Origin of the sequence: Candidatus Halobonum tyrrellensis G22 (assembly GCF_000495475.1) — an archaeon.
GTDB classification, from domain to species: domain Archaea; phylum Halobacteriota; class Halobacteria; order Halobacteriales; family Haloferacaceae; genus Halobonum; species Halobonum tyrrellense.
Genome location: NZ_ASGZ01000002.1, coordinates 39,343 through 55,160, shown reverse-complemented (window position 1 = coordinate 55,160; position 15,818 = coordinate 39,343). Strand labels below are relative to the sequence as shown.

At 70.2% G+C, this 15,818-nt stretch carries 15 protein-coding genes; 4 read left to right on the top strand and 11 right to left on the bottom strand.

Translation table 11 applies throughout. The features are described 5' to 3' along the window. Nucleotide 1: 1 nt before the first annotated feature. The 9 genes from K933_RS00405 to K933_RS00370 form a co-directional block, all read right to left on the bottom strand. Nucleotides 2–940 carry a DUF7551 domain-containing protein gene (locus K933_RS00405; RefSeq protein WP_023392681.1) on the bottom strand — a complete coding sequence of 313 codons (939 nt, stop codon included), beginning with the start codon at nucleotides 938–940 and terminating at the stop codon, nucleotides 2–4. A 256-nt stretch (nucleotides 941–1,196) separates the two neighbouring features. Further along, complete coding sequence (locus K933_RS00400) at nucleotides 1,197–2,204, bottom strand: ABC transporter ATP-binding protein (RefSeq protein ID WP_023392680.1); 1,008 nt, start codon at nucleotides 2,202–2,204, stop codon at nucleotides 1,197–1,199. After that, the gene (locus K933_RS00395) at nucleotides 2,204–3,364 is read right to left on the bottom strand and encodes a FecCD family ABC transporter permease (RefSeq protein ID WP_023392679.1); all 1,161 of its coding nucleotides are present in this window, start codon (nucleotides 3,362–3,364) and stop codon (nucleotides 2,204–2,206) included. Before K933_RS00395 ends, K933_RS00400 begins: the two co-directional genes overlap by 1 nt. Before the next feature lie 3 nt (nucleotides 3,365–3,367). Then, a complete protein-coding gene (locus K933_RS00390; protein WP_049947446.1) occupies nucleotides 3,368–4,273 on the bottom strand; it encodes an NAD(P)/FAD-dependent oxidoreductase in 906 nt (301 codons plus the stop codon). Nucleotides 4,274–4,365: 92 nt separating this feature from the next. Beyond that, nucleotides 4,366–4,497 (bottom strand): hypothetical protein, encoded by a 132-nt coding sequence (locus K933_RS19145; RefSeq protein WP_268744609.1) that lies wholly within the window; start codon nucleotides 4,495–4,497, stop codon nucleotides 4,366–4,368. A 119-nt stretch (nucleotides 4,498–4,616) separates the two neighbouring features. Then, nucleotides 4,617–5,891, bottom strand: a complete 1,275-nt coding sequence (locus K933_RS00385; protein ID WP_023392677.1) for an ABC transporter substrate-binding protein — start codon at nucleotides 5,889–5,891, stop codon at nucleotides 4,617–4,619. A gap of 80 nt (nucleotides 5,892–5,971) precedes the next feature. Next, entirely contained in the window at nucleotides 5,972–7,252 is a 1,281-nt protein-coding gene (locus tag K933_RS00380) for an ABC transporter substrate-binding protein (RefSeq protein WP_023392676.1), read from the bottom strand. 2 nt (nucleotides 7,253–7,254) lie between these two features. Further along, complete coding sequence (locus tag K933_RS00375; protein WP_049947407.1) at nucleotides 7,255–8,511, bottom strand: ABC transporter substrate-binding protein; 1,257 nt, start codon at nucleotides 8,509–8,511, stop codon at nucleotides 7,255–7,257. A gap of 78 nt (nucleotides 8,512–8,589) precedes the next feature. Beyond that, nucleotides 8,590–9,876, bottom strand: coding sequence for an ABC transporter substrate-binding protein (locus tag K933_RS00370; protein WP_023392674.1), 1,287 nt, complete (start codon nucleotides 9,874–9,876; stop codon nucleotides 8,590–8,592). Nucleotides 9,877–10,039: 163 nt separating this feature from the next. Here K933_RS00370 and K933_RS00365 point away from each other — a divergent pair, with 163 nt between their 5' ends. Together K933_RS00365 and aglM are read left to right on the top strand one after the other, a co-directional pair. Then, the gene (locus K933_RS00365; RefSeq protein WP_023392673.1) at nucleotides 10,040–11,275 is read left to right on the top strand and encodes an ABC transporter substrate-binding protein; all 1,236 of its coding nucleotides are present in this window, start codon (nucleotides 10,040–10,042) and stop codon (nucleotides 11,273–11,275) included. Nucleotides 11,276–11,448: 173 nt separating this feature from the next. Beyond that, the gene (aglM, locus tag K933_RS00360) at nucleotides 11,449–12,753 is read left to right on the top strand and encodes a UDP-glucose 6-dehydrogenase AglM (RefSeq protein WP_023392672.1); all 1,305 of its coding nucleotides are present in this window, start codon (nucleotides 11,449–11,451) and stop codon (nucleotides 12,751–12,753) included. A gap of 328 nt (nucleotides 12,754–13,081) precedes the next feature. Here the strand turns inward: aglM and K933_RS00355 are convergent, their stop codons facing one another. After that, entirely contained in the window at nucleotides 13,082–13,327 is a 246-nt protein-coding gene (locus tag K933_RS00355; RefSeq protein ID WP_049947406.1) for an FtsX-like permease family protein, read from the bottom strand. An 81-nt stretch (nucleotides 13,328–13,408) separates the two neighbouring features. Here K933_RS00355 and K933_RS00350 point away from each other — a divergent pair, with 81 nt between their 5' ends. Together K933_RS00350 and K933_RS00345 are read left to right on the top strand one after the other, a co-directional pair. Continuing rightward, nucleotides 13,409–13,765: a sensor histidine kinase gene (locus tag K933_RS00350; RefSeq protein WP_320408812.1), complete on the top strand. Its 357-nt coding sequence runs from the start codon at nucleotides 13,409–13,411 to the stop codon at nucleotides 13,763–13,765. Between the two features lie 81 nt (nucleotides 13,766–13,846). Further along, nucleotides 13,847–14,845 carry a zinc-binding dehydrogenase gene (locus K933_RS00345; RefSeq protein ID WP_235063398.1) on the top strand — a complete coding sequence of 333 codons (999 nt, stop codon included), beginning with the start codon at nucleotides 13,847–13,849 and terminating at the stop codon, nucleotides 14,843–14,845. A 430-nt stretch (nucleotides 14,846–15,275) separates the two neighbouring features. On the opposite strand, the gene K933_RS00340 is transcribed toward K933_RS00345, so the two are convergent. After that, on the bottom strand, nucleotides 15,276–15,518 hold the full coding sequence (locus tag K933_RS00340) for a DUF7127 family protein (RefSeq protein WP_023392668.1): 243 nt from the start codon (nucleotides 15,516–15,518) through the stop codon (nucleotides 15,276–15,278). Nucleotides 15,519–15,818 lie beyond the last annotated feature (300 nt).

The following is a 15,818-nucleotide window of genomic DNA, read 5'->3' as shown; positions in this document are numbered from 1 at the left end:
GTCACCCCTCCGACCGGATCGGGACGCTCGCCAGCCCGTCGGGGGCGCGCTCCCCGTCCGCGAACGTCAACACGACGCGCCAGCCGTCGCCGACCCGGGAGACGCGGAACCGCGAGGGCGGGTCGCGCCGCTGGCGGTAGAGGTCGAACGCGACCGGGAGCACCGGCAGCCGGCCCTCGCGCGGCGAGAGCGCGTACTCGGAGAGGTGGACCACGACCGTCCGCACCCCGGCGTCGATATCGACCGCGGCGGGCGAGCGGCTGTACTCCCCGACCAGTCCCAGCCGCTGGAGGCGGTCGAACGTCGCCGAAACCGGGTCGTCGGCGGGTTCGACCGGCGTCAGTCGGGTGACCGCACGCGAGAGCACGTCGGCCTGCTCGGCGGGGGTGAGCCGCGCGTCGAGTTCCGCCGCCGTACACTCCAGCAGGCAGAGACAGAGGTCGTCCGGGTCGGCCAGCGTCTCCGCCAACTCGAAGTACGCGTCCATGACGGCGGTCTCGACCCCGTCGTACTCCGCGTCCGACAGCGTCTCGAACACCGCCGCCGCGACGCGGTGGCAGAACTCGACCAGCCGCCGCCGCTCCGGGTCGGCCGACGGCTCCGTCCCCGACTCCGCGGCCGCTCCGGCGTCCGACCCCGTCGCCGGTGCCGCCTCCCGCTCGGACCTCGCGTCCGGCGGGACCGCCGTCGCGGCCGGCCGCGTGTCCTCGCAGACGATCAGGTCGTAGTAGGGGAGCTGTGGGTCGTACCGCCGGAGCGCGGTCCGGTACTGCTCGGTCGCCCGCAGCGCCGCCCGCGCAGTCGCGCGCCCGTCGAACCGCTCGCCCGCCGCGGGGACCGGTCGCTCGCCCGTCCGCCCGCAGACGAGGTAGAACGACCCGTCGTCGCTGGCGAGCGACTCGATGTGCTCGCGGATCTCGGTGAGCGTGGTCCCCACCATCCCTCGCTACCTCCCCTCCTCCCGGGGTCGACCGGCCGCCGGGCCGACGCCGGTCGGCCGGGACGGTCGACGTGACGCCACGCGGGCGCCCCGGTCGACCGTCGCGTTCTCGTCCGTGTCGGTACGCATGTGTTTTAGGCACACCTAAAACAACATAGTTCCTCCGGTCGGGTACGGTGCGGGGTCGAGCGGCTGTGCGAGTGGGCGGCGGAAGCTGTTCGGTCGGGTCGCGGCCGGGCGGGGTGCGGGTGTGAGGTTACGAGCCGTCGCCCGGGCGGGGGGTGTCCGACCCGTGGCTGTGCTCGTCGTGGAGGGGGTGGAGCGGCGTGATCTGCGGGCCGTACGCGGTGGGTTCGACGACCGCCTCGATCTCGAAGACGTCGGCGAGCAGTTCCTCGGTGACGATCTCGTCGGGCGCGCCCTGTGCGCGGATCGAGCCGTCCTTGAGCGCGACCATGTGGTCGGCGTACCGCGCCGCCTGGTCGATGTCGTGGAGGACGACCACCACGGTGATGTCGCTCTCGTCGCGCAGCGTCTCGACGATCTCCATCACTTCGAGTTGGTGGTGGAGGTCGAGGAACGTCGTCGGCTCGTCGAGCAGGAGGACGTCCGTCTCCTGGGCGAGCACCATCGCGATCCACACCAACTGCTTCTGTCCGCCGCTGAGGCTACCCACCTCGCGGTCGCGGAGGTGGTCGACGCCCGCCAGCGAGATGGCGCGGTCGATCGCCTCGCGGTCCTCGTCGGTCAGCGAGTCGAAGAACCCGCGGTGGGGGTACCGGCCGTGTTCGACGAGTTTCTCGACCGGGATGCTGTTCGGCGAGACGTTCTCCTGTGAGAGCAGGCCCAGCCGTTTCGCGAGTTCCTTGGCCGAAAGCGAGTAGACGTCGTCCCCGTCGAGGAGGACCCGGCCGTTCCGGATCGAGAGTTGGTCGGCCAGCCCCTTCAGGAGGGTGCTCTTCCCGCTGCCGTTCGGTCCCACGAGCGCGGTCACCTCGCCGGGTTCGACCCGGAGGGTCTCGCCGTCGATCACCGGCTCCTCGCCCGAGGAGTAGCCGATCACCAACTCCTCGCCCGCGAACTCGCACCCCGACCGTTCGGACTCGCCCGAGCGGCCGGGTCCGTCCGGGCCGCCGGGGGACTCCCCGCTCCGCTGGCGGGTCTCGGGGGCGACAGCCACCGACTCGCCGCCGTCGGTCCGCGTCTCGGGTTCGCGTTCGGTCTCGGTCTCGTTCCAGTTCTCGGTGACGTAGTCGTCGTTCATCAGATCTCACCCATGGTCTGCTGTTTCCGCATCAGGTACAGGAAGTACGGCCCGCCGACGAGTCCGGTCACGATGCCGACGGGTATCTGGACGGGGTTCAACGCCAGCCGCGCGCCGACGTCGGCCGCGACCATCAGCGCCGGACCGGTGAACGCGCAGCCGACGACGAGTTTCTTGTAGTCGCTCCCGACGACGTTCCGGACCATGTGCGGGACGATCAGGCCGACGAAGCCCACGATGCCTGCGACGGCGATGCTCGCGGCCGCCGCGAGCACCGCCACGCCCGACAGCGCGAACCGGACCTTCTCGACCGACATGCCGAGCGCCTTCGCGGTGCTCTCGCCGAGCAGGAGCACGTTCAACTGCCGGGCGCTCACCAGCGCGAGCACCATCGCCAGCACCGTCCACGGCGCCGCCATCCGGACCTGCTCCCAGTCGGTGCCGGTCAGCGACCCGGTGGTCCACGCGATGGCCGACTGGACCACGCCCAGGTCGTCGGCGAAGAAGAACAGCCCCGTCTGGAGCGACTGGAAGACGGTGCCCACGATGACGCCCGCGAGCACCAGCCGGATCGGGGAGGTGCCGTTCTTCCACGCGATCACGTAGACGATCAGGAACGCGCCGATGCCGCCGAGCGAGGCGATCACCGGCAACAGCGACGACACCCCGAGCACGAGCGTGCCGAAGACGTACGGGATCACCAGCGTCACCCCCGAGAACACCACGAGGACGAGCAGGATCATCAACCCCGCGCCCGACGAGACGCCGAGGATGAACGGGCTCGCGAGTTCGTTCCGCGTGATCGCTTGGAAGATGGCGCCCGAGACTGCGAGGTTCATCCCGACGAGCGCCGCGACGAACACCCGCGGCAGGCGGATGTTCCAGACGATGAGACTCCGCCGGTTCATCTCGGGTACCTCGCCCCCCAGCAGGAACGCCCGCCACGCGTCGGCGTTGAACAGCACGTCGGGGTTGAACACCGCCTGCCACGCCTCGACGATCGACATCGTGTACGCGCCGAAGCTCACCTGGACGAGCCCGCCGGCGACCACGACCAGGAGGCTCGCGACACAGACGCCCGCGAGTTTCCCGTCGAGCCACCAGAGCCAGTCGCGGCCGTCCTCGGCGGCCGACCCGGGCGACACCGACTCGCTCGCCACGGCTCACTCACCTCCCCCGGCCGACTCCGCGGGCGTCGTCCCGCGTTCGGCTTCGATCTCGCGGGCGGCCGCCACGATCGCGTCGTCGTCGACGTGTTCGAGCAGCCGCTCGTGGCCCGCTCGGGTCCGGCGGTCGACCTCGTCGTCGTCGAGGTACTGGTCGAACCGGCGGTCGATCGCCCGCTCGCGCAGTTCGACCCGGCGGTCGTCGTCGAGGTCCGCGTCGTCGGGGATCCGCCCGTCGACGTACTCCCGCCAGCGGTCGCGGTCGGCCCACTCGCCCGACAGCTCCGCCTCCCGCCGTCGCCAGTCGTAGTGGTTCGCCAGCGCCTCGGGGTACCCCCGCTCGCGGCGGACCGCCTCGACCAGCGTCACCGCGACGCGCGCGCCCCGACCGGCGGCCATGACCGCCTGTCGGTTCGCCTCCGCCGACGGCGAGGCGACGTACAGCCCCTCGACCGGCGTCGTGCCGTCGTCGTCGGCGTACGCCGTGTCGAACTGTTCGTGGGTCTCGTCGCCGTGGTCGTGCGTCTCGAACATCGCGTCGTCGTCGTCGAGTCCGCGCATGTACTCGCCGTCGTAGCGGGTCGCGGCCACGACGCGCCGCGCCGTGACGGGGTCGCCCTCCCCGAGGTGGACGACGAACCCTCCCGGTCCCCCCTCGTCGGCGCGCTCGACCGACTCGACCACGTCCGCGACCACGTCACAGCCCGCCGCCTCGGCGTGGTCGTGCATCAGGCCGTACAGCGTCTCGATGTCGACCCCGCCGGGGAAGCCGAGGTAGTTCTCCAGGTACGCACACCGCTGGATCGACGAGCGTCCCCGGTCGAAGACGACGGTGTCGAGCCCGTCCCTGGCGGTGAACACGCCCGCCGAACAGCCCGCCGGTCCCCCGCCGACGACGACCACGTCGCGGTCGTAGTCGGTCGCCTCGGATCCGGACCCGGCCCCCTGTCCGGCGTCGCCGTCGGTCGGTCCCCCCCGCCCTCGGTCGCTCACCGTCAGAGCGCCCCGTCGCCGGTGTCGGTGCCCGCGTCTCCCCTCCCCGTGCGGGCGGTGCGCGCGGCGGGACCGCCGCCCGCCCCGTCCCCGCCGTCCGTCGGATGGTCTTCGTCGGTGTCGTCCGGTGTCATGACTGTTAGGCTCGCCTAATCGTTAATAGGACTTCCCATTTTCGGCTGTCCTAAATCGAACGTGTGGGTTTTCCATCGCTGATGCCGCCTCGGTCACTCTCCGCCGTTCGGGCGGCCGGTCAGCGGTCGCCGGCGACGATGGCGGCCAGTCGCTCGCGGTCGAACAGCCGTTCGTCGGCGGGGATATCCGGGTACGACTCCCCCGCCGAGAACCCCGGCCACGCGCCGAACTCGTCGGGGTAGAGCTGTTTGGCGGTCATCTCGGTCTGGAAGAGGTTGACGATCGGTCCCTGGTACGGCGTTCCGCCGACGTAGAGCGCGTCCTCCTCGACGGCGGTGACCTGGCTCGTGACCGAGTTGTCGTACAGGAGGTCGACCGTCGGCTGGACGTAGTTCTCCCCGCCGAGGTCGCGGTGGGAGACGCCGAGGTGGAAGACGATCACGTCGGGGTCGTGTTCGAGCAGCGCTTCGTAGCCGACGGTGACGCTCGACTGGCCGTCGTATACGCCCGCGAACGCGTCGCGGACGTTCAGGTCGCGGTACTGTTTCTTCCCGTACGTCCTGTCGATCTCGGACGCCGGGTCGTAGACGACGAACCCGTCGCGGTTCTGGGGGTTGTAGCGGCCGTTCAGCAGGCCGACCGTGGGTCGGTCCGACCCCGTGGGCGCCCGCGAGGTGATGTCGGCCAGCGCCGGTTCGTACGTGTCGACGAGCGCCGCTGCCCGTTCGGTCTCGCCGAACGCCCGCCCGTACCGGCGGATGAACGATGGGATGTCGTAGTAGTCGTACGCCCCGTCGGGCCAGTCGGGCCACCCCTCGACGCGCGTGCGACGGCTGGCGTTGCCGAAGAACGGAGCGACCTCGTCGGTCAGTCGCCCGAGTTCCTCGGTGGAGAGCCCGTAATAGAGGAACACGTTCGGGTCGACCCCCACCACGTCGGGGTCGAGTTCGTACAGTTCCTCGGCGAGGATCGACCAGTCCTCGCTCGTGACCTTCGTCACCTCGTCGGGGGACGGCGCCGAGACGCCGATCCGGTCGTAAAAGCCCTGGAACCAGTACGACGGGCCGAGCATGCCCGCGACGCCGTCGGCGTGGCCGAGTGCGGTCAACACGTCCGCGGTGAACCCGAACCCGCCGACCCACGACTCCGGCGCCGTCTCGAACGACACCTCGCCGACGGGGTCCATCGCGGCGGCCGTTGACGCCGTCTCGGTCGGACTGGCGGTCACTGCCGTCCCGGTCCCGGTTGCCGTCTCGGCGGGCGTCGACTCGGTCGTGGACTGCGAGTCGGTGCCCGCACAGCCCGCGAGGATGCCGGCTCCGACCACCGCCCCGCCGTACTTCACGTACTCGCGCCGCGTCGCGTCCTGCTCGTCGGTGTCGTTCGATGGCACGATTCTTAGGCTCGCCTAATCCGTGATAGTGGTTCCTATCTCCCCGGCTCGCCGCGGGGGGAGCCGCCGGCGGTGTCCCGTCAGAGATCCCCGTTCACGATGCTCACGACCCGCTCGCGGTCGAACAGCCGCTCGCCTTCGGGGATCGCGGGGTACGACTCGCCGTCCCCGTAGCCGGGCCACTCGCCGAACCGCTCGGGGAACAGTTGCTTCGCGGTCATCTCCAGTTGATAGAGGTTCGTGACCGGCCCCTGCATCCCGTTGCCCGACGCGTAGTACCGCCCGTTCCGGAACGCGGGCACCTCGGACGCGAGCGCGTCTCCGAGCACCTCCGCGCGGTTGTCGAGGAACGAGTCGCCGAGCGCGGTCCCCCAGTAGCGCAAGACGATGTCCGGCTCCGCCTCCACCAGCGCCTCGTAGTCGTACGAGCCGTCCGCGCCGGGAGCGACATCGGTGGTCGTGAACGCGTTCGTCACCCCGAACGGGCGGACGTGCGCCCAGAGGTAGCCGTCACCCGTGAAGTCGTACGGCCAGAACGTCCCGCCGCTGTAGGCGACGACCGCGACCGTCGGTCGCTCAGACTCGGGCGGCAGCGCCGACTCGATCCGCCCGATGACCTCCCCGTGTAGCGACCTGAACGCCCGGTACCGCTCCCCCTCCCGGAGCACGGCGGCGATCTTGCCGATGTACTCCCACAGTGAGTAGTACTCGTAGTCGTCGCGGCACGGCTCCGGCGGCCGAGCGTCGGTCCGGCTGTAGTAGTTGCCGAACCACGGGCCGATGTCCTCGGCCAGCGCGTCGATTTCGCTCTCGCTCCACCCGAACGAACTGCTCCGGAGGAGACACGGGTCGAGGAAGTGAACGTCGCTGTCGAGTTCGTAGAACAGTTCCGCGTCGAGCGACCCGGGGTCGCCGCTCGGCGTGACGCGGCCGAGCCCCTCCCAGTCGAACGAGACGCCGTCGAGGCTGTCGTAGTAGTAGTCGACCGTGTCGCCGAACAGCTGTTTGTCGTACCCGATGGCGTTGATGGAGTCGCCGTGACCCAGCGCGACGGCGGTTCCCGCCGATAGCGGGTAGTACGTCAGGAAGTTCGTCGGCACCGCGTCGAACTCGACGGTGCCGACGGGCGACATCGTCACCGCGTACGACTCCTCCCCGGTCCCGTCGTCACCGCCGTCGGGCGTGTCGGTCGCGGGCGCCGTCGCCGACTCGGTCGCCGGATCGGTCGGGTCGGCCGACTCGGTCGCGTCCGACCCCGTCGTCGACTCCCCGCCGTCGCCCGAACAGCCCGCGAGGATGCCGGCTCCGACCACCGCCCCGCCGTACTTCACGTACTCGCGCCGGGTGGTGTCGTCGTTCATAGTTAGGTCGCTCCGGTCACGATGTCCGCGACCCGTTCGCGGTCGAACAACTGTTCCTCCGGGGGGATCTCGGGGTACGGTCCCTCGGTGTAGGTGGGCCACTCGCCGAACTGTTCGGGGTAGAGCTGTTTCGCCGCCATCTCGGTCTGGAACAGGTTCATCAGCGGGCCCTGGTTCCGCCCGCCCTGGGTGTAGATCCGTTCGTCCTCCACTGCCGACACCGACTGCGCCGTCGGGTCGTCCTCGAACCGCTCGCGGGTCTTCGAGACGTGGCGTTGGTCTGACATCCCCGCGAGACACAGGATCACGTCGGGGTCGGCCTCCAGGAGTCCCTCGTATCCGACCGTCGACTCGGTCTCGACGTCGGCGAACACGTCGGTCGCACCCAGCGGCCGGGTGTGAGCGGTTAGGAATCCCGGACCGTTGAGCGCGTACACCCACATGCTGTCCTCCGCCTGCGAGAGGATGATCATAGCGACCGATGGCCGCTCGTCCTCGGACGGGAGGTTCGACTCGACCGTCGAGAGCATCTCGTCGTGGACGCGCTTGAGTGCCGTGTACCGCTCCTCGGCTCGGAACACCTGCGCGACCCGCTCGAATATCTCCCACAGCGTGTAGTACTCGTACCCCTCCGCCCACTCGCCCGGCGGCTGCTTGTTGGCGTTGCTGAAGGTGTTGCCGAACCACGGGCCGACGTTCTCGGTGACCTCCGTGATGTCGCCGGCGGTCCAGGCGTCCATCGTCGTCATGTACGCGGGGTCGTCAAGGTGGAGGTCGGCGTCGAGTTCGTAGAGGAACTCCTTGCTCGGGTTCCACTCCCCGGGGAGGTCGGCCCACTCGACGGAGACGCCGGGGAGGCGTTCGAGGAACTTGCTCCAGATCGTCCCGTTGTAGCCGGGGTTGTACAGCATCGCGTCGACTGCATCTCCGTGGCCGGCCGCGGTCGCCATGTCCGCGTGGTGGGGGAGGATCGTGAGCACGCTCCCCGGCGGCTCCGCGAACTCGACGCAGCCGGCGGGCGAGAGACACGCCTCGTAGGAACCGCTCTCGGTCGACTCCGCCGTGGTCTCCGCGGCCGCGTCGGCGGGCGTCGCCGTAACCGGTTCGCCGGTGGTCGCCTCCGCCGCCGCCCCGGTGGGCGTGGACTCGGAGTCGCCGCCCGTACAGCCGGTGAGCAGGCCGCCGGCGACGAGCGCGCCGCCGTACTTCATCCAGTCGCGTCGGGTGTGCCCCGGTCGCGCTTCGTCGTCTCGTACCATGCGGTTTAGGCCCGCCTAATTATTAATAGGGGTTCCGATCTTTTGGCCAGCCTAAAACAGCGGCCGGGAGTCGACTCGTCAGGCCTCCCCGTTCACGATCGACGCGACGCGCGAGCGGTCGAACAGTCGCTCTCCCTCGGGAATCTCGGGGTACGCTCCGCCGTCGTACTCGGGCCACTCGCCGAACTGCTCGGGGTAGAGCTGTTTGGCGGTCATCTCCAACTGGAACAGGTTCATCAGCGGCCCCTGCACCGGGTCGGCCGAGGCGTAAAAGCGGTCGTTCTCGATGGCGGACAACTGGCCGCCGACGGGGTGGTCCGCGATCTCCTCGCGGATCGCGCTCACGTCGTAGTAGTCGCCGACGCCGTAGCGGTGGAGGATCACGTCCGGGTCGATCTCCAGGAGCGTCTCGAAGTCGTACGACGTCTCGTAGGTCACGTCCTCGCCGACGAACGCGTCGTTCGCGCCGAGCGGCCGGACGTGCGCGGTGGCGAACCCCTCGGTGTTGATCTTCGAGGGGTAGAACGTCTCGCTCATGTACAGCACCGAACCCACCGCGGGCCGCTCCTCCTCCGCCGGCAGGTTCGACTCGATCTCAGAGAGCATCCCGTCGTGGATCGACGCGAGTTCCTCGTAGCGCGACCGCTGTTGGAACACCTGCGACACCTTGTCCGCGATCTCCCAGAGCGTGTAGTACTCGTAGTCGTCGCGGTACGGCTCGGGCGGTTCGGTGTTCCGCCGGCTGTAGACGTTGCCGAACCACGGCGCGACGTTCTCGCGGACCTCCTCGATGTCGGCCATCTCCCAGCCGTCGAACGACAGCATCAGCGCGGGGTCCATCAGGTGGAGGTCCGAGTCGAGTTCGTACAGCAGTTCCTTCGACACCTGGATGTTCCCCGACCCGCCGCTGTTGAGTTGCGCGAGCCCCTCGCGGTCGAACTCGACGCCGTCGAGTTTCGCGTAGTAGGCGGTCAGCGCCCCCGCGGCGTCGGCGCTGAACCCGATCGAGTTGACCGCGTCGCCCGCGCCGTACGCCACCGCCATGTCGGCGTACAGCTGGCTGTACACCATCACGTTCTCCGGGACGGCGGGGAACTCCACCTCGCCGACCGGCGACATCGACACGGTGTAGCTGTCGCCCGCGGCCGTCTCGGCGGTCGACTCCGCGTCGGTCCCCGTCGCGTCCGCGGTCGTCTCGGCCGCATCGGTCCCCGTCGCGTCCGCGGTGGTCGACTCCGCGCCGGTCGTCGATCCGCCGCCGCCGCTCGAACAGCCCGCGAGGAACCCGCCGCCTGCGACCGCACCGCCGTACTTCAGGTACTCGCGCCGCGTCGTCCCGCGGTCTCGAACGTTGTCGTCTGGCACGTCGTTTAGGGGTTCCTAAACCAGTATATCCGTTTCGGTCGAGCGGCGTGAGACGACCGTATTCGTCCCGAACGACCGTCGAGACGCGCCGTGTCGGTCGACACCGGGGCGCGGCGCGGCGTCGGATCGAAACGTACTTGCCGTGTTTAGGCTAGCCGAAAACATGACGCGACGACCGAGCGACGACGCGACGCGGCGTCGGTTCCTGAAAGCGGGAGCCGGCGTCGGTATCGGCGGACTCCTCGCTGGCTGCGCCGGCGACGGCGGCGGATCGACGGTCGAAACGAGCGAGGGCGGGTCGACCGACGCGCCGACCGGGACGACCGAACCCGCGCCGGCGACCGGAACCGAGACCGGAACCGGAACCGAAACCGGGACCGAGGAGTCCGCCACGGACGCGGACGGCGGGCGCTACTCGGTGACGATGGAACCGGTGGGCACCGTCGAGTTCGACGCGGTCCCCGAGACGTGGGTCCCGTACACGGCGGACTACGCGGACATGGGGGTCGCGCTCGGACAGGCGGACGGGCTGTCGGCGATCGGCGTCCGCGCCCGCTACGGCACCCACCACTACGAGGAACTGTCGGGCGTCTCGGTCGACGCGAGCGAGTTGACTCAGCTCTGGCAGGACGGCACCGGCAAGGAGGTGTTCTACGAACTCGACGCGGACGTCCACCTGATCGACCCCAACTTCGTGGTGAACCGGCTGGGGTGGAGCGAGTCCGACGTCGACGAGATCCGCGGGAACGTCGCCCCCTTCGTCGGCAACACGATATTCACGCGCGTGTACGACTGGCACGACTACCGCTACTACTCGCTGTACGAGGCGTTCGAGAAGGTCGCGGAGGTGTTTCGGGAGCGCGAGCGCTACGAGGCGTTCGCGTCGTACCACGACGAGGTGCTCGCGACCGTCGAGGAGGCGCTCCCGGCGGAGAGACCCGACATCGCGGTCCTCTACCCCGCGGAGATCCCGCCCGAGACGTTCTACCCCTACCTCGTCGGCGAGGGCGGTCAGTCGAAGCAGTGGCGCGACCTCGGGGTGGGTGACGCGCTCGCACGGAACGGTATCACCGACGCGCAGGCCGGCGGCGGGACGGTCGACTTCGAGACGCTCCTGGATATCGACCCCGACGCCATCGTCGTCAGGATCCAAGGCGAGACCTCCGAGGAGTACTTCCAGGAGAACGTCGTCTCGCACCTGGAGGACCACGAGGTGGCGAGCGAACTCACCGCCGTCCGAGAGGACCGCGTGATCTACGGCGGGCTGACCTACCAGGGACCGATCATTCACCTCTTTCAACTCGAACACGCCGCACGGGAACTCTACCCCGACGCGTTCGGCGACGAACCGCTGTTCGACCGCGATCGGGTCTCGGCCATCGTCAACGGGGAGTTCTGACCGGGGACCGACGGGTCGCTCGGGACCATAGCGCTCGCCGCGTCGGCCGGTGACCGACCGTTCGGGCCGTCCGGGCTGTCTGGGCTGTCCGGGCCGACCGGGCCGCTCCCCCGCCGTGGTCCCGTCGCGGTGACCAGACCCTTCTTATGCGACATTCCCGAACGCCCCAACGGATGCGCATCTCCGTCATCGGCAGCGGCTACGTCGGAACGACCATCGCGGCCTGTTTCGCCGAACTCGGCCACGAGGTCGTGAACGTCGACGTCGACGAGGACGTCGTCGAGACGATCAACGCCGGGGAGGTCCCGATCCACGAGGACCGACTCCCCGACCTCGTCGCGGAACACGCGGGCGAGGGGGGAACGGGCCGACTGCGCGCGACGACGGAGTACGAGGCGGTCCTCGACACCGAGGTGACGTTCCTCTGTCTCCCCACCCCCCAGAACGACGACGGGAGCATCGACCTCTCGATCATGGAGGCGGGGGCGACCCAACTCGGCGACACGCTCGCCGCGAACGCCGACTGGCACACCGTCGTCGTCAAGAGCACGGTCGTCCCCGGGTCGACCGAGGACGTGATCACGCCGATCCTGACGGAGGCGACCGGCGGGACCGCGGGCGAGACGTTCGGCGTCGGGATGAACCCGGAGTTCCTCCGGGAGGGGACGGCGGTCGGCGACTTCCTCGACCCCGACAAGGTGGTCCTCGGCGCGGACGACGACCGCGCGCTCGGCGACATGCGCGACGTGTTCGACCCGCTCGTCTCGAACGCGGACGCGCCCGTCGTCGAGACGAACACCCGGACGGCGGAGATGATCAAGTACGCCAACAACGGCTTCCTCGCCGCGAAGCTGTCGCTGATCAACGACATCGGGAACGTCTGTAAGGAGTACGGCGTCGACACCTACGAGGTGGCGGACGCGATCGGTCTCGACGACCGCATCGGCGAGCGGTTCCTCGACAGCGGGGTGGGCTGGGGCGGGTCGTGTTTCCCCAAGGACACCGCGGCGATCCGGGCGGCGGCGCGCGACCGGGGGTACGAACCGACGATGCTCGACGCCGCGACCGAGGTGAACGACCGGCAGCCCCGGCGCCTGCTCGGTCTCCTCGACGACCACGCCGACGTCGACGGCGAACGGGTCGCGGTGCTGGGACTCGCGTTCAAGCCCGGAACCGACGACGTGCGGAACTCCCGGGCGATCCCCGTCGTCGAGGGGCTCCGCGAGCGGGGGGCGACGGTCGCGGCGTACGACCCCGTCGCGACCGAGAACATGCGCGCGCACTTCCCCGACATCGAGTACGCCCCCTCGGCCGCGGCGGCGCTCGACGGCGCCGCGGCGGCGCTCGTCGTCACGGACTGGGACGAGTTCGCCGCCCTCGACGAGGAGTTCGACGCGATGCAGGAGCCGGTGGTGATCGAGGGCCGGCGTGTCGTCGACCGGCGCGAGGGACTCACCTACGAGGGGCTGACGTGGTGACCGCCCCGGCCCGAGGGGTCGAGCGGGGCGGTCGGTAGCGCCCGCGGACGGGACCGAACGGGTCGACCCCTCGGCTCGCCCGGCCCCTCCCCGGGAACACGTACGCGGAGACGAGGTACGTCACCACCACCGCGGCGGCCGCGGCGGCGGCGACTAGCGGGACCGTCTGGCCGAGCGCCGCGTCGTCGCGGACGCTCCGTAGACTACGCATCGGTCCCTCCGGTCGCCCCCGAGCGCCTGGCGGCGTCGGCCGGAGCCGACGGGGTGGACGGCGTGGGGACGGCGGACGGGGCGGGCGGCGTGCGGACGACGGCGCGTCCCGTCATCGCTAGCTCCGGAGCGCGTCGACCGGGCGGTCGTTGGCTGCCTTCCAGGCGGGGTAGATCCCGCTCAGCACGCTCGCGACCACGGCGAAGCCGAACCCGTACACCGGATACCGGGCGCTGCTCCAGTCGAGCGCCGCGAGCGGGGTCCCGGTGAGCGTGTCGAAGATCACCAGCCCCGCCGCGAGCAACAGCAGCGCGCCGACGACGCCGCCGAGCGCGCCCATCAGCGTCGCCTCGGTCAGGATCATCCGGAGCACCTCGAGACCGAACTCGAACTCCGGCGGGAGTCGTTCCCCGAGGCGGAGTTCCGGTGCGGGGAGGTGCCGGACGTGGATGTGACGGCCAACGGGATGCTCGGCTCGGTGTTCCGCAACCTGCTGAACAACGCGGTCCAACACAACGACGCCGACGACCCCCTGGTCGTCGTCGACGTCGGACTCGACGGCGACCGGGTGACGGTCCGGGTCGCCGACAACGGGCCGGGCGTCCCCGACGACCGCAAGATGGAGGTGTTCGGGAAGAACGAGAAGGGCATCGACAGTTCGGGTACGGGCGTCGGCCTCTACTTGGTCCACACGCTCGTCTCCGAGTACGGCGGCAGCGTCCGGATCGAGGACAACGACCCCCGCGGGGCGGTGTTCGTCGTCCGTCTCCGGCGGGCCGGGCGCGGCGCCGACGAGGAGTGAGCGCCCCGGGTCGACGAGCCAGCCGGATCGCATGTCTCCGACAGCGCGGGATATTCCCCGCTCGCGCCCCGACCACCGGGCGTGTCTACGGAGATGACCGCCTACGTGATCGAGGAGTACGGCGACCCGAACGTCTTCGAGCGGACGAGCGTCGAGGTGCCCGACCCGGGACCGGAGGAGGTGCGCGTCGACGTGGCGGCGTCGAGCGTCAATCCGGTCGACTACAAGATCCGCCGGGGCGACCTGCCCGACTTCGCGCCCGAACTGCCCGCCAGGCTCGGCTGTGACGTGTCGGGCGTCGTCGACGCGGTCGGCGACGACGTCGACGCGTTCGAGGCGGGCGACGAGGTGTACGGGATGCCCGGCGGCGCGGGACGGCAGGGTGCGCTCGCGGAGTACGTCGTCGGCCACGCGGGGACGTTCGCGCACGCGCCCGAGTCGCTCCCGCTCGAAGACGCCGCCGCGCTCCCCGTGGTCGCGCTGACCGCGTGGGAGATGCTCGCCGACAAGACGACCGTCGGCGAGGACGACGGCGTGATCGTCTACGGCGCGAGCGGCGGCGTCGGCCACGTCGGCGTCCAACTCGCCGACCACTTCGGCGCCCGGGTGACCGCCACCGGCGCCACCGAGGAGAAGCGGCGGTTCGCGGCCGACCTCGGCGCCGACGCGACGGTCGACTACACCGACACCGACGTCGAGTCGTACGTCGACGAGTACGCCGACGGCGACGGGTTCGACGCCGTGTTCGACCCGGTGGGCGACGACCACCTCGAAACCGCGTTCGCGGCGGTCCGACCGTACGGGACGGTGCTCACCACCGAGTCGAGTTCGACGCAGGACCTCTCGCCGATGCACGCCAACTCGCTCGAACTCGGGGTCGTGCTCGTCATCCTGCCGGTCCTGCTCGGCGACCGCCAAGAGCGGGTCGGCGACGAACTCGACGAGATAGCGTCGCTGGTCGACGACGGCGCGGTCGAACCGCACGTCGCCGAGCGGTTCGACTTCGCCGACGTCGCCGAGGCGCACCGGACGGCCGAGGAGGGCGAGTTCGTGGGGAAGATCCTGCTCGTGGCCGACTGAGCCGACGCCGACCCGGTCGGTGTCGATTCGGACTGCCTCATCTATTCGAACTATTTTGGCTATTTGCACTATCCAGGGTATCCTAGACACTTCGAACACTCCTGCTGTTCGGGCTACTTCGCGTCCCCGGGCGAGTCCGAGCGGGTGGACTCGACCGTGTCGTCGCCGCTCGTCTCCCCTCGTTCCCGCTCGTCGCCTCCGACGAGCACGGGGTGCTCCGGGGACCGGAGCGACGGCCGTCGCGTCTCCCTCCCGGTCGAACCACCGACTCCTCAGGCGGTATCGCTACGGTCCTCGGACACCGCCCGGGTCCCGCGGGACCCGACGGGCCGGGCGTAGCTGACGCCGCCCGGTCGCACCGCTGGTCGGGTGCAACGCGAAGAACGGCGCGGTTCCACGATTCGGTTCGGACCGTCGGTCGTGCCGCCGGCTATCGGGCGTCGATGGTGAGCACGCCGCCGTTCATCGAGACGTCGGTCGCCTCGGGGGGGACGCCGAACTCCACCTGTTCGTCGTCGCCGACGACGATGGCGGTGCGGCCGACGACGTCGACCGACGGGTCGTCGCCGACGCCGCCGAAGTCGGCGACGATGACGGTCCCGTCGTCGTACTCGTACTTCCGGACCGGGATCTCCCCCTGATCGACCGCTCGGAGGGCCTGGGGTGTTTCCATACACCGTGTTGGCGGCCCGGACGGGTAAGGGATCCGGCTCCGCTGACGGCCGCGTCCGGCCCTGTCACGGGCGTTCCGACGCGCCCGGGCGACCCCGTACTCCGTCGGTCGCCTCGTCGGCTCGGCGGCCCCCGCTCGTCGGTTCGGTGCGTCCGCTCCGGTCGGCGCGGGCAGAAACGGGTCCCCACCGGGACCCCCCTCGCTGGACGATACGTACCCGTGGCGCCGTCCGACGCTCCGGAGCGGCGATCTACCCCCCGAGTAGACGAGTCGACCGGCCGGCGGGCGCTACAGCCCTGC